This window comes from Streptomyces sp. NPDC085946, assembly GCF_044540485.1.
In the GTDB taxonomy this organism is placed as follows: Bacteria; Actinomycetota; Actinomycetes; order Streptomycetales; family Streptomycetaceae; genus Streptomyces.
This window is the reverse complement of the sequence record NZ_JBITSF010000012.1, coordinates 91,752-105,502: the sequence shown is the minus strand read 5'-3', so window position 1 is coordinate 105,502 and position 13,751 is coordinate 91,752. Positions and strand designations below refer to the sequence as shown.

8 protein-coding genes are annotated in these 13,751 nt (G+C 74.9%); 7 read left to right on the top strand and 1 reads right to left on the bottom strand.

Annotated elements, in window-relative coordinates; translation table 11 throughout:
* The first annotated feature begins 11 nt into the window (after positions 1 to 11).
* The 5 genes from ACIF8T_RS23785 (at position 12) to ACIF8T_RS23765 (ending at position 6,330) form a co-directional block, all read left to right on the top strand.
* On the top strand, positions 12 to 896 hold the full coding sequence (locus ACIF8T_RS23785) for a carbohydrate ABC transporter permease (RefSeq protein WP_400038103.1): 885 nt from the start codon (positions 12 to 14) through the stop codon (positions 894 to 896).
* Positions 897 to 901: 5 nt separating this feature from the next.
* Positions 902 to 1,810 carry a carbohydrate ABC transporter permease gene (locus ACIF8T_RS23780; protein ID WP_400038102.1) on the top strand — a complete coding sequence of 303 codons (909 nt, stop codon included), beginning with the start codon at positions 902 to 904 and terminating at the stop codon, positions 1,808 to 1,810.
* A gap of 73 nt (positions 1,811 to 1,883) precedes the next feature.
* A complete protein-coding gene (locus ACIF8T_RS23775; protein WP_400038101.1) occupies positions 1,884 to 4,454 on the top strand; it encodes a family 78 glycoside hydrolase catalytic domain in 2,571 nt (856 codons plus the stop codon).
* A gap of 270 nt (positions 4,455 to 4,724) precedes the next feature.
* The gene (locus ACIF8T_RS23770; protein ID WP_400038100.1) at positions 4,725 to 5,117 is read left to right on the top strand and encodes a VOC family protein; all 393 of its coding nucleotides are present in this window, start codon (positions 4,725 to 4,727) and stop codon (positions 5,115 to 5,117) included.
* A 193-nt stretch (positions 5,118 to 5,310) separates the two neighbouring features.
* Positions 5,311 to 6,330, top strand: coding sequence for a LacI family DNA-binding transcriptional regulator (locus ACIF8T_RS23765; protein ID WP_400038099.1), 1,020 nt, complete (start codon positions 5,311 to 5,313; stop codon positions 6,328 to 6,330).
* A gap of 6 nt (positions 6,331 to 6,336) precedes the next feature.
* Here ACIF8T_RS23765 and ACIF8T_RS23760 read toward each other — a convergent pair whose 3' ends face one another.
* Positions 6,337 to 10,437 carry a glycosyl hydrolase gene (locus tag ACIF8T_RS23760; RefSeq protein ID WP_400038098.1) on the bottom strand — a complete coding sequence of 1,367 codons (4,101 nt, stop codon included), beginning with the start codon at positions 10,435 to 10,437 and terminating at the stop codon, positions 6,337 to 6,339.
* A gap of 234 nt (positions 10,438 to 10,671) precedes the next feature.
* Between ACIF8T_RS23760 and ACIF8T_RS23755 the strand changes: the two genes are divergently transcribed.
* Both ACIF8T_RS23755 and ACIF8T_RS23750 read left to right on the top strand, forming a co-directional pair.
* Positions 10,672 to 11,994: an MFS transporter gene (locus tag ACIF8T_RS23755; RefSeq protein WP_400038097.1), complete on the top strand. Its 1,323-nt coding sequence runs from the start codon at positions 10,672 to 10,674 to the stop codon at positions 11,992 to 11,994.
* 189 nt (positions 11,995 to 12,183) lie between these two features.
* Positions 12,184 to 13,698, top strand: coding sequence for an arabinose isomerase (locus ACIF8T_RS23750; RefSeq protein ID WP_400038096.1), 1,515 nt, complete (start codon positions 12,184 to 12,186; stop codon positions 13,696 to 13,698).
* Positions 13,699 to 13,751: the final 53 nt, after the last annotated feature.

Sequence of the window (13,751 nt, the reverse complement as noted above, 5' to 3'; positions counted from 1 at the left end):
GACCGACATCCATGCACCGCGTACTCGGGGACCGCAGGGCCATCGCGCTCCTGCTCGGTCCCGCCCTCCTCGTCTACTCAGCGATCATGCTCGTGCCGATGGCGTGGTCGCTCGGGTACTCCTTCACCCGGGGCAACACCATCGACGGCTTCACCGGCAACGGCGTCGCCAACTTCTCCCGCCTGCTCGACGACCCGGCCGTCCACGACGCCCTGTGGTTCACGCTGAAGTACGCCGCCGTCGTGACGGCCGGACAGGTCGTCGCCGGCTACCTCCTGGCCCTGCTGTACGTCTTCTTCCTGAGGCGGGCCTCGGCGCTCGTCCGCACGCTGGTGTTCTTCCCCGTGGTGCTGCCCACCGTCGCCGTCGGCCTGCTGTTCCAGAAGCTCTTCCAGGTGGCCCCGCAGACCGGCCCGGTCAACTCCCTCCTGAACGCCGTCGGCATCGAGCCGGTCGACTTCTTCGGCAGCGCCGGACACGCGTTCTGGGTGCTGATCGCCATGGACGTCTGGCGCTCCATGGGCTTCTACGCCGTCCTGCTCTTCGCCGGTCTCGTCGACATCCCCGACGAGGTCCTGGAGTCCGCCCGCCTGGACGGTGCCACGGGCCTGCGGCTGATCCGCCACGTCGTGCTGCCGCTGTCCCTGCCGGTGCTGATGTCGTCGCTGATCTTCAGCATCAACGGCACCCTGAAGGTCTTCGACTCGATCGTCGCCCTGACCGGCGGCGGACCCGGCAACGGCACCACCCCGCTGACCCTGTACATGTTCCAGACGTCGTTCACCTACAGCGACTACGGCTACGGAAGCACCATCGCCCTGCTGCTGACCGTGGTGTGCCTGCTGGTGAGCCTGGCCGTCTACCGCGTCTCGCGGCGCGACCTCACGGAGGGCTGAGAGCCATGGCCGTCGACACACCGGTGAAGAACCCCGCGGGGCACCGCGGCCGCGGGCCGTCCGGCGCCACCGCGCGGACGCGCGGACGCCGCCCCGGGAGCCGGCCGTGGGTACGGATCGTCGTCGCCCTGCTGCTGGTCGTGGAGGTCTACCCGCTGGTCTGGATGTTCCTGACGTCGCTGAAGTCCAACGACGACTACCTGAACAACTCCACCTGGAGCCTGCCCACCACCTGGGAGTGGGGCAACTACACCGAGGCGTGGACCACCGGCAACATCGGCCTGTACGTGCAGAACAGCGCGCTCGCCGTGGTGCCCGCGCTCGCCCTGATGCTGCTGCTGGGCACGGCCGCCGGGTTCGCCCTGCAGATCATGGTCTGGAAGGGCCGCAGCCTGACCCTGCTGGTCTTCCTCGCGGGCATGATGGTGCCCCCGCAGATGATCCTGCTGCCCCTGTTCACCGTGTACTTCCAAACCGGGCTGTCCGGCACCCTGTGGCCGCTGATCCTCACCTACACCGGCACCGGCCTGCCGCTGACGGTCTTCATGATGGCCACCTACTACCGCGGCGTCCCCCGGGAGATGTTCGAGGCCGCCACCCTCGACGGCGCCGGCATCCTGCGCGCCTTCTGGACCATCAGCGTGCCCATGGTCCGCAACGCGCTCCTCACCGTCGGACTGGTGCAGTTCTTCTTCATCTGGAACGACCTGCTCATCGCGCTGACCTTCACCAACGGCCAGGACCTGCGCACCGTCCAGGTCGGCCTGCTCAACTTCACCGGCGACTTCGGCGCCACGCAGTACGGCCCCCTCTTCGCCGCCGTCTGCATCAACGTCTTCGGCACCCTCCTGATCTACCTGTTCCTCAACCAGAAGGTCATGAAGGGCCTCACCTCGGGAGCGGTCAAGGGCTGACCCGGCCCCGGCACCCACCGCCCCCGCGCACGTGAACGAAAGGTTTGCCTTGCTGCCCCCTCAGCCTTCCCCGGTGTCCTTCGAACACCTCACGGACGGCCTCGGCATCGGCGTCCCCGCCCCCCGCCTCACCTGGACCCTCCCCTCCGGCGCCGGCCGCCAGGAGGCCTACGAGCTGGAACTCGACCGCTCCGGCGCCGTGCACCGCACCGGCCGCGTCGCCGGACCCGGCCAGGTCCTGGTGGACTGGCCCGGCGCGCCGCTGGCCTCCCGGGAACGCGTGGCCGTCCGGGTCCGCGTCTGGACCCCGGGCGCCGACGGACCCTCCCCCTGGAGCGAGCCCCGCGCCGTCGAGGCCGGCCTCCTCGACCCGGCGGACTGGCGGGCGGTCCCCGTGGGCGCCGGCTGGGACGAGGACCCGCGGGCCGAGCGCCGCCCGGCCCGCGTCCGCAAGGACTTCCGCCTCGACCGCCCCGTCGCGCGGGCCCGCCTGTACGTCTCGGCGCACGGCCTGTACGAGGTGGAGATCAACGGCCGCCGGGTCGGCGACGAGGCCCTCGCCCCGGGCTGGACCGTCTACCCGCACCGGCTGCGCTACCGCACCCACGACGTCACCGGCCACCTCGCCGAGGGCGCCAACACCATCGGCGCCTGGCTCGCCGACGGCTGGTACCGCGGCAAGTACGGCTTCGACGGCGGCACCCGCAACATCTACGGCACCGACCAGTCCCTGCTCGCCCAGCTGGAGGTGACCCACGCCGACGGCAGCACCGTCGTCATCGCCACGGACGGCACCTGGAGCGCCGCACCCGGCCCCCTCCTGGCCAGCGGCCTGTACGAGGGCGAGACCTTCGACGCCCGCCTGCACGACCCGCACTGGGCCACGCCCCGCGGCACCCGCTCCGCCGACTGGACCCCCGTCCGCACCGGCAGCCGCGACCCGCGCACCCTGGTCGCCCCGCAGGGACCGCCGGTGCGCTGCACCCAGGAGGTCACCCCGGTCGCGGTCCGCCGCACGGACGACGGCCGGCACCTGCTCGACTTCGGCCAGAACCTCGTGGGCCGCCTGCGCGTCACCGTCGACGGCCCCGCCGGCACCGCCGTCACCCTGCGGCACGCCGAGGTCCTGCAGGACGGCGAACTCGCCACCCGCCCGCTGCGCGAGGCGCACGCCACCGACACGCTGATCCTCGCCGGGCAGGGCCCGCTCACCTGGGAGCCCCGCTTCACCCTGCACGGCTTCCGGTACGCCGAAGTCACCGGCTGGCCGGGCGAGTTGGCCGCCGACGCGGTCACCGCCCGGGTGTACCACACCGACATGCGCCGCACCGGCTGGTTCGAGTGCAGCGACCCGCTGGTCAACCGCCTGCACGAGAACGTGGTGTGGAGCATGCGCGGCAACTTCGTCGACATCCCCACCGACTGCCCGCAGCGCGACGAACGCCTCGGCTGGACCGGCGACATCCAGGTCTTCGCCCCCACCGCGAGCTTCCTCTACGACTGCGCCGGCATGCTCGACTCCTGGCTCACCGACGTCGGCCTGGAACAGCTCCCGGACGGCACGATCCCCTGGTACGTCCCCGTCATCCCCGGCGAACCGATGTGGACCCCCGTCCGGCCCGGGGCCGCCTGGGGCGACGTCGCCACCCTCACCCCCTGGACGCTCTACCGGCGCTTCGGCGACCTGGACCTGCTGCGCCGCCACTACCCCATGGCCCGCGCCTGGGTCGAGCTCATGGCCCGCCTCGCAGGCCCCGGCCGCCTGTGGGACACCGGCTTCCAGCTGGGGGACTGGCTCGACCCCGCCGCCCCGCCGGACGACCCGGCCGCCGGCCGCACCGACCGCTACCTCGTCGCCACCGCCTACTTCGCCCACTCGGCCCGCCATCTCGCCCGTGCCGCCGCCGAGTTGGGGGACGACGCGGACGCGGCGCGCTACACCGCGCTGGCCGACGAGGTGGCCGACGCGTTCCGCCGCCGCTACGTGCTGCCCTCCGGGCGCATGACCAGCGACAGCCCCACCGCGTACGCCCTGGGCGTCGCCTTCGGCCTGCTCACCGGACGGCAGCGGCAGGCCGCGGGCGACCGGCTCGCCGAACTCGTCCTCGCGGACGACGCCCGCATCGCCACCGGGTTCGTCGGTACCCCGCTGATCTGCGACGCGCTCACCGACACCGGCCACCTGGACGTCGCCTACCGCCTGCTGCTGCAGACCGAGTGCCCGTCCTGGCTCTACCCCGTCACCATGGGCGCCACGACCGTCTGGGAACGCTGGGACAGCCTGCGGCCCGACGGCACCCTCAACCCCGGCGGCATGACCTCCTTCAACCACTACGCCCTCGGAGCCGTCGCCGACTGGCTGCACCGGGTCGTCGGCGGCATCGACGCCACCGCCCCCGGCTACCGCGAGATCGCCTTCCGCCCGCGCCCCGGCGGAGGGATCACCTGGGCCCGCACCCGCCACGAGACCCCCTACGGCACGGCCTCCCTGTCCTGGGAGCTGACCGCCACCGGCCTCACCGCCCGGGTCACCGTGCCCGAGGGCTGCCGGGCCACCGCCGAACTGCCCGGCTGCGCCCCGGTCGCGCTGGCCCCGGGCGAACACGTCCTCGACAGCGCCGGCCCGGCCGGGAAGGCGGCCTGAACCACGCACCGCCGAGCCGGGGCCGGCCGGGAACCTGACCTCCCGGCCGGCCCCTCGGCGTGCCCGCCGGGTTCCCGGCCGCACGGTCCACGGCCTCGGCGGGACACGCACGGCAAGACGCCTCCGGCGGCCGCACGACGCCCCGCGCCCGGCCGGGCGGCGGCCCTGGCGACGGCGTCCCCAGGCTCCGCGTGCCCGGGGACGCCGTCGCCGCGGGCCTCCCCTCTCCGCCTCGTGCGAGCTTGCGGCGTATGCGGGTACCGGTGCGGCATGACGTCCACACCGCGACTCACGTTGTCCAGCACCACTCTCGACGCACCGGACGCAGCGGAACTGGCCCGGTTCTACCAGGCGCTGCTCGGCTGGCGCGTGACCAAGAACGAGCAGGACTGGGTGGAGATCGCGCCGCCCGGCGGCACGACCGGGCTGGCCTTCCAGACGGAGTCCGCCTACCGGCGCCCCCGGTGGCCGGGCACCCCCGCGGACCAGCAGATGATGATGCACCTGGACATCGAGGTGGACGACCTGCCCGCGGCCGTCGCACACGCCGTCGCCCTCGGCGCGACGGTCGCCGACTTCCAGCCCCAGGAGGACGTGCGCGTCCTCCTCGACCCGGCGGGCCATCCGTTCTGCCTGTACATCGGCACCGAGCACGCCGAGTAGGCCGGGCACCCGAGGACCACCGCCCGGCCCGGCATCGTGCCCCGACGGCCGCCGGTCCGGGCGGTGCTCCCCTGCTGGAGCCGCTGACGCGTGCCCGACGCGGAGAAAATCGTTCTCCATCCCGTCACGCTATACTCGCGGCGCTCATGCGGACCGTCGTCGTGCCCGGTCGCACGGCTGTCACAGCGAGGGGGTGGAGGCCATTCCGGCACGCCCCGCCCGCATCCAGGACGTCGCCGCCCGGGCGGGCGTCTCCGTGTCCACGGTGTCGAACGTGCTCAACCGGCCCGAGCGCGTCAACGCACGCACGGCCCAGCGGGTCCGCGACGCGATCGCGGCGCTCGACTACGTGCCCCACTTCGGGGCCGCCGGCCTGCGCACCGGGCACTCCTCCTCCCTCGGGCTGATCCTGCCCGACGTGGCCAACTCCTTCTACTCACGCATCGCGCGGGGCGCCGCGGAGGCCGCCTACGACCACGGCTACTCCCTCGTGCTCTGCCACAGCGGGGACGACCCGGAGCGCGAGCAGGGCTACTTCACCATGCTCGTCGAGCAGCGGGCCGTCGGGGTCGTCGTCGTGCCGCTCGGCGCCGACCCGGGCCGGCTGACCCGGCTGCGCGAGCGCGGCATCCCGCTGGTGCTGGCCGACCGCGCGATGCCGGACCGGGACGGCTGTTCCGTCTCCGTCGACGACGTGGCCGGCGGGCGCCTCGCCGTGCGGCACCTGCTGGACCGCGGCGCGCGGCGCGTCCTCGTCGTCAACGGGGAGCGCGGCATCCGCCAGTGCGCCGACCGCCACCAGGGCGCCCGGCAGGCCGTGCGCAGCCGGCGCGGGGCCCGGCTGGAGCAGGTCGTCGCCGAGGAGATGACGGTGGCCTACGGAGCGAAGATCGCCGACCAGCTCGACGACCTGCCCGACGGCGTCTTCTGCACCAACGACTTCCTCGCGGCGGGGCTGTGCCGCGGCCTCACCGGGCGGGGCGCCCGCATCCCCGAGGACGTGCAGGTCGTCGGCTACGGCGACCTCGACGTCGCGAGTTTCGGCGCCACCGCCCTGACGACGGTCCGCCAGCCCGTCGAGGAGATCGGCCGGGCCGCCGTGGAGTTGCTGCTCGACGAGATCGAGGCCCGCGCGGAGCACGTCCACGAGACCCGCGTCTTCGCCCCCGGCCTCGTCCAGCGGGACTCCACGAGACCGCCCGCCGGCGGCTGAACACCGTCAGGGCCCGGGGATCGTGAGCGTCACCGGCCCCAGCAGACCCGACGTCAGCTGGGAGGGGAACGCCCAGGCCGTCGGCGTCGACTCGGCCAGGAAGGGCGCCAGCGTGTTGCGCACGGTCACCTCGACCCGCACGGTGCGCCCGGCGGCCCCGCGCAGCGGGAAGCGGTACGGGGGACAGAACGCCTCGCCGACGGGCTCCCCGTCCACCGCCACCTCGACGCTGCCGCGCACCCGCCCCAGGTCCAGCACGGCCTCCGGCCCCGGCGGCACCGCGACCGCACGCGCGTAGGCCACCCCGCCGCTCCAGCCGGCCAGCCCCAGCGCGCGCCAGTCGCCCAGCGCCAGCGGCGCCGGAACGGCACGCACCCGTACCGGCCCGCGCCAGGCGGAACCGCCCCGCAGGACGGCCGTGGGCGCGGTGACCACCTCCACCTCCGTCGGCTCCTCCAAAGGCGCGGGGAGCGTGAGCACGGGCCCGTCCAGGGCGCGGTACGCGCCGTCGCCGACCCGGACCCGGGCGGGGAGCTCCAGCGGCAGCGTGAGCGCGACGGTGCCGGGCGGCACGGTGAGACGGAAGCGCTGCGGCGCCGCACGGACGTCGTCGGTGGCCCGCAGCGGCCCGGCCGTGCGGCCGAGCACCGGCGGGCCGGCGAGCCACCGGGCGCCGGGCAGCGGATGGGCCCGCACGGCGGCGTGACAGTGCTGCAACTCGCCCCGCCTGGTGCCGTCCTCGACGGTACGGCCCCGCACGCGGCCCGCCGCGGCCTCCCAGCCGGCCCCGCTGACCAGCGCGGTCGCGAACGGCCCGGAGCGTGCCACGAGGTCCACGAAGACCGCGTCCCGGGCGCCGCCGCCCTCGGCGACCACGTCGAGCACGTGCTCACCCGCGTCCAGGGTCAGCGTGTGGCGGAAGAAGGCCGGCACCGCGCCCCAGTCCGCCGCGTAGTACTCCGTCCTCTCCTGCCGCGCCACCACCACCCCGTCGCACCGCACGGTGACCGCCGTCGCCGCCCCCACGACCAGCACCGCCCGCGCCCCGCCGCGCGCGAGCCGCAGCCGCCCGCGGTAGGTGACCGGGCCGTCGGGGCACGCGCCGTCGGGCAGCCGCATGAACCGGGGGCGCGGTGCGAAACCGTCCGGCGGGGCCAGGCAGAAGAAGCTGCCCAGCGGTGTGCCGGCGGTCGCGGAGATCGCCGAGGGGCGGTCCTGCGCGTCGGACAGCTCGTACTCCAGGACGTTGCGGGACCGGGCCACCGTGATCCGGGCGGACGCCAGATAGCCGCCGCCCGTGCCGAGCGGCTCGCCGTTCCACCACACGCGCTTGGCCGCCTCGGCGCCGACGTGCAGGTCGGCCGGCCCCCGGTGGGCGGTCTCCACGACGGCCCGGACCCGGGCGACCCGCCCGGTGCCCGGCGGCGGGACCCGGACGAACTCCTCGGGCACCAGCGCCTTGGTGCCGAGCAGCCCGTCCGCGTCGGGTGCGCCGCGGCTCGGCGAGTACACGGCGACGCCCCAGCCTTCCCCCGGCGGCACCAGCGGCAGCTCCCCGGCCAGCACCCGCTCCACGCGGTCGGCGTCGAGCGGCCCGGGGGCCCGCCCGGCCGGCACCGGCGGCAGGACGCGCACCCGGTCGCCGTACGTCACCCGCGCCGGCCGCCACGCCGCCTCCTGCGGCGCGCCGGCCGCCGCCTCGGTCCACCGCAGGTCCCAGATCTGCGGCTCGGCGACGGACGTGCCCGGGGGCAGGGCCAGATCGCCCCAGGTGTTGTCGAGCGTGGGGACCAGGCGGCCCTGCCAGCCGGCCGAGACGTCGATCGTCCGCTCCCGCCGCGGCACGGGCGCCGCAGGGCCGGACGTCGGAGGGTCGGCCGACGCAGGGCCCTCGCGCCAGACGACGAGGACGGCGGGAGCGCCGTCCAGGGGGACGTCGAGGGTGGAGACGCCGTCCGCGCCGACGGTGACGCGCGCCGGAGCGCGGGCGCCGGTGGCCGGGTTCCACACCTCGGCCTCGGCGACCGGCGCGCGCACCGTGACGGTCGAGGCGCGGGCGCGGCGGGCCGGGTCGACGGTGTGGCCGCGGCGCGGTGCGGGGGCGCCGGTGCGCGACCGCGCGGGCAGCCCGGCGTCGGGGAAGGCCGCCGTCACCAGGGCGACGGCGTGCCGGCCCTTCCGCCGGACGAGCAGCGGGACCTCTCCGGTGGCGTACCCGGACGCGTCGGCCACCGCCGCCGCGGCGGCGGTGGCGTCGGGCACCCGCTCCAGCCGCGGATGGGCGAGCAGCGCCGCCACCACGGAGTCGTCCCCGGCCAGGCCGGCGGCCGTCGCGGGCGGCCGCCCCACGGCCACCACCCGGCCGCCGCCGTCGAGCAGCCGGGTCAGCCGGCGTGCCGTCTCCTCCTCCAGCACGCTCGCCGAGGGCAGCAGCACGACCCGGTACGCCAGGTCCCTGACGCGCAGCGCCCCGCCGTCGGCCCCGGCGCGCCGGACCGAGTCGTCGTCGACGACGTCGAAGGAGATGCCGCCCCGGTCCAGGGCGCCGATCCGCGGCCGCAGCCAGTTGTCGCAGCCGCACAGGTCCAGGTAGGTCTCCTGCGTCCCGTCGGCGTCGGCGTGACCGTCGCCCAGCCGGCCGTCTCCGAAGTGGTGGACGGGCGCGTCCAGCGGGACGAGGGCCTGCACGGTGGTCGTGGGGTGCAGCACCGCCACGTCGGCCGCGTAGCTCCCCCAGGACAGGATCGAGCAGAGGCGGGCCACGGCCCGCGCGAACGCCGGGTACTGACGCCAGTAGGGCTGACGCCAGTCGGTGGACGGCGGCGCCCACTCGAACCAGCCGCCCGCGGTGCTGAAGTAACTGGCGTGCGGGTTGTACAGGTTGGCGCCGCGGCGCAGGAACGGCAGCAGCCACTCGTAGGTGTCCTCCAGCGTGCCGCCCCAGCCGGAGGAGTGGAACGCCTCGATCCACACCCGCTCGTGGCCGTACAGGTGCGCCATGGAGGAGTGGACCTTGGCGTCGCCGTGGTGGTCGCTGCCGGCGGCGCCGTACCAGCGGTGGGTGCGGAAGTAGTCCGTGTAGAGCTGCGTCGCCTGGACCGGCAGGCCCGCGCGGGCCGGGTTGCTCTGGTCGGCCCCGATCAGCATGCCGCGCTCCTCGTGCCAGGCGGCGAGCGGCCGGAAGAGGCCCTCCTCGGTGAGCGCGGCGCGGACCGCGTAGTAGTCGGCGCGGACCTTCGCCGCCCGCCCGGTGTCCGTGGCGCCGCCCGTGCCGTCGGCCGCGCCGAACAGGGCCGGCAGGTGGTCCAGCAGGTCGTAGCCGCGGCGGGCGCGGAACTCGGCGGGGAAGCGGCGGCTCCAGGAGTTCGTGGCCGGCAGCTCGTCCTGGAAGCTGCCCGCGACGACGTTCCCCAGGTAGCCGGGCACACGGCGGTCGAAGTGGCGGTGGACCGCGTCCAGCAGCAGGGACGCGGCGTCGGGAGCCAGGTAGTCGAAGGCCGTGGGGACGGCGGTGACCAGCCGCACGACGGTGCCCTCGGCGGCCGCGACCTCGGCGCGGCCGGACGTCCCGGCGAGTGCGGCGGGCGCCGCCGTCCCGGCCGGGTCCGCCGGGCCGGACGTCCCGCCGGCGTCCGTGACCGCCGGCAGGCGCTGGCCGCCGGGGCCGTACGCGGCCACCAGGGTCTCGGCGTCCCGCAGGGCCACCGCGCCCCCGGTGACGGTCGCCGGGCGGGTGCGCAGGGCCAGGCCCGCCGCCCCGGGACGGCAACGGGTCACCCCGCCCTGGACGTTGGCGCCGGAAAACCCGATCTGGTCGTAGAACCACAGGCGCGTGCCGAGCTCGGCGGCGAGCGCGCAGGCGTCGGTGAAGCGGTCCCACCACTCCTCGCCGAACCACGCCGGTTCGTCGGCGCGGGCGCCGAAGCACGGCCCCGCGGGCGCCAGGTTGATCACCACGAGGTTGTGGACGCCGCCCTGCGCCAGCCTGCGCATCTGCCAGGCCATGCGCGTCCGGGTGACCTTCGCGCCCGACCACCACCACAGGGGGGTGGGGCCGTAGGCGCGGGGCGGATCCTCGAAGAGGCGCTGCAGCGCGGGAGAGATCACGGGGGCGGTCCTTCCGGGGTGACGCGGGAGGGGCGCACGGGACCTGGAACGTTTTCAACCCGCCCTCACGGTAGGCGAACCGGCCCGCTCCCGCCATGCCCCGGGCGCTCGGGGCCCGGGGCGGGACCGTGCCGGGAATGGCCGCACGACGCCTTGTTGCAACGTTTTTCGCCCCCTATATTCACTGCGACCCGGCCCCCGGACTGCCATGTCACACGACGACGGAGTCGCCTCATGGCCCGTACCCCGACCGCACCGGAGTCCATCCCTCCGGATCCCCTCAAGCGCCCCGTCCCCCGGCACCTGTGGAAGGCTGCGGCCCTGTCGGGCATGGCCTCCTACCTCGATGCCGGGCTGATCGTCGGCATCTCCGTCAACCTGGCCCTCTACCGGGACAGTTACGCGATGGGCGTGTGGATGGCGGGCGCGATCAGCGCGATCGTCACCGCCTGCATCGCCGTCGGCTCCCTCGCCGGCGGCTGGCTCGCCGACCGGTTCGGCCGCCGCCGCGTCTACAACCTGGACATCTTCTGCTACGCCCTCGGCGCACTCGTCATCACCGTGGCGCCCGACGACCTCGTGCTGCTCGCCGGCGTCCTCGTCGCGGGACTGGCGGCGGGCGCCGACCTGCCGACGTCGCTGGCCGTGGTCTCGGACGCCGCCCCCGCCTGGGCGCGCGGACGGCTCGTGGCCTTCACGCAAGTCATGTGGATGCTGGGGATCACGGTCGCCGTCCTCCTCGGCTTCGCCCTGTCGACCACGGGCATGACCGGGGCCAGGATCATCACCGGTCAGCTGGCCCTCGCCGCCTTCGTCACCTGGCTGCTCCGCGCCCGGCTGGAACTGCCCGCCGAGCCGGACGGGGCACCGGACCGGGCCGCCGCCGACGCGCCCGGACGGCCGGCCGCCCCGCACGCCCTCGCGCTGCGCGACGTGTGGACGCGGGCCGCGCTGCTGCCCATGGCCGCGACCTTCGTCTTCTACGTCACCTGGGGCCTGGGGGCCAACACCTTCGGCCAGTTCGGCACCTACCTGCTGGTCACGGTCAGCGACGCCTCGCAGAGCCTGGCCACCGGGATCAACCTCGCCTTCGTCCCGATCGGCGTGCTGCTGACCCTGGCCTTCGTCCGCGTCGCCGACAGCCCCTGGCGGGACCGGCTGTTCCACGTGGCCGCCGCCGTGCAGGTCCTCGCCTTCGTCACCGCGTCCCTGACCGCCGGCTCCCTCGCCGGCATGCTCGTCTTCTTCGTCCTGTACCAGCTCTCCAACCCGTTCGCGGGAGAGGCCAATTACAAGGTCTGGTCGCAGCTCATGCTGCCCGCGGACACCCGGGGCACCACCCAGGGCCTCACCTACGCCCTGTCGCGCGGCGTCTTCGCGGTCGCCGCGTTCTTCACCCCCGCCCTGGCCGAGTACAGCGCGGCCGTCCTGCTCTGGTCCATCACCGCCTGCATGACGCTGGCGGCGTTCGCGGGCGTCTTCATCATCCGGGTCCTGGTCCCGCGCGCCCCGGGCGTCGCGCCCGCCCGACCGGACCTGAAGACCGCGCGGACCTGAGGGCCGTACGGCCTTGAGGGCTGTACGGCCTTGAGGCCGCAAGGGCCCCATAACCACCCCGATAACCAAGCGACTTGAGGCCCGTGCGGACCCTCACGCCGTACGGGACTCCCGAGCCGTACAGGGCTCCCGAGCCGTACGGACCCGAGCCGCTCCCGCCGTATCCGACCTCCCCGAGGAGCACCGACCATGGCATCGACCGGACGCACGACGGCATCCGCGCGGACGACCCGGTCCACGGCGCGGACGCCGCAGGACCCGGGCGCCGACCGGACCGCCCCGCTGCGCGACCTGCTGCCCCCGGTCACCCGCCGCCGCACCCGGATCGGGCTGGTCGCCGGGGGACTCGGCACCTACTGGCCGCAGTTCCCCGGCCTCCTGCCGCAGTTGCGGGAGTCGGCCGGGTACGTCGCCGAGCGGCTGCGGGGCATGGACGCGGAGGTGACCGACGCCGGGTTCGTCTCCGACGCCGAGGAGGGAGCCGCCGCCGCGGAGAGGCTGCGCCGGGCCGACTGCGACCTGATCGTGCTGTTCCTGACCACCTACCTGACCTCGTCGATGGTGCTGCCGATCGCGCGGCGCTCCCACGCCCCCGTCCTGGTCGTCGACCTCCAGCCGACCGAGCGGATGGACCACGCGTCCTTCGACACCGGGGCCTGGCTGGCGTACTGCGCCCAGTGCCCGGTGCCCGAGATAGGCAACGTCTTCCGCCGCGCGGGCATCCCCTTCCGGTCGGTCTCCGGCTGGCTGCGGCAGGAGTCGGCCTGGCGGCGCATCGGGCAGTGGGTGCGCGCCGCGCACGTCCGCGCCGCGCTGCGGCACGCCCGGCACGGCCTGATGGGGCACCTGTACCCGGGCATGCTGGACGTCTCGACCGATCTCACCCTGCTTCCCGCGACGTTCGGCTCGCACGTGGAGGTGCTGGAGTTCGACGACCTGCGGCACCGGGTGGAGCGGGTGACCGAGGCGGAGACCCGGGAGCGCATGGCGCTCGCCCGGCGGGTCTTCACCCTCGACGACAGCGTGGCGGACGAGGACTTCGCGTGGGGCGCGACCGTGTCGGTCGCCCTCGACCGGCTCGTGGCGGACTTCGGGCTCGACACCCTCGCCTACTACCACCGGGGTCTCGACGGCGAACTGCACGAGCGGCTCGGCGCCGGCATGATCCTGGGCGCCTCCCTGCTGACCGCCCGGGGCGTGCCCGCCACCGGCGAGTACGAACTGCGCACCAGTGTCGCCCAGTTGGCCTCCGAGTGCGTCGGCGGCGGCGGGACCTTCACCGAGATCCAGGCGCTCGACTTCAAGGACGGCGTGGTGGAGATGGGCCACGACGGGCCCGGCCACCTGGCGGTCGGCTCCCGGGACCCGCTGCTGCGCGGGCTCGGCGTCTACCACGGCAAGCGGGGCTGGGGCGTGAGCGTGGAGTTCGACGTCCGGCGGGGGCCCGTCACCCTGCTGGGGCTCGGTCAGGACGCCGACGGCACGCTGTCCTTCGTCACCTGCGAGGGGACCGTCGTCCCGGGGCCGCTGCTGACCATCGGCAACACCACCAGCCGGGTCGACTTCGGCCGCGACCCGGGGGAGTGGGTCGACGCCTGGAGCGCCACGGGGGTGGGCCACCACTGGTCCCTCGCCGTCGGCCACCACGCGGCGGACTTCGGGGCGGCCGCGAGCCTGCTCGGGATCGACCACCGGCAGCTGTGAGGGACACCGGCGGCGTCCTCGGTCCCGTGCCCGGGGAACGGCCGGCCGCTAGG

Bases quoted from the DNA above. Each gene is read 5' to 3' on its own strand.
- ACIF8T_RS23750 (WP_400038096.1), top strand. From the start codon at position 12,184: ATGGCATCGACCGGACGCACGACGGCATCCGCGCGGACGACCCGGTCC.
- ACIF8T_RS23770 (WP_400038100.1), top strand. From the start codon at position 4,725: ATGACGTCCACACCGCGACTCACGTTGTCCAGCACCACTCTCGACGCA.
- ACIF8T_RS23755 (WP_400038097.1), top strand. From the start codon at position 10,672: ATGGCCCGTACCCCGACCGCACCGGAGTCCATCCCTCCGGATCCCCTC.
- ACIF8T_RS23785 (WP_400038103.1), top strand. From the start codon at position 12: ATGCACCGCGTACTCGGGGACCGCAGGGCCATCGCGCTCCTGCTCGGT.
- ACIF8T_RS23780 (WP_400038102.1), top strand. From the start codon at position 902: ATGGCCGTCGACACACCGGTGAAGAACCCCGCGGGGCACCGCGGCCGC.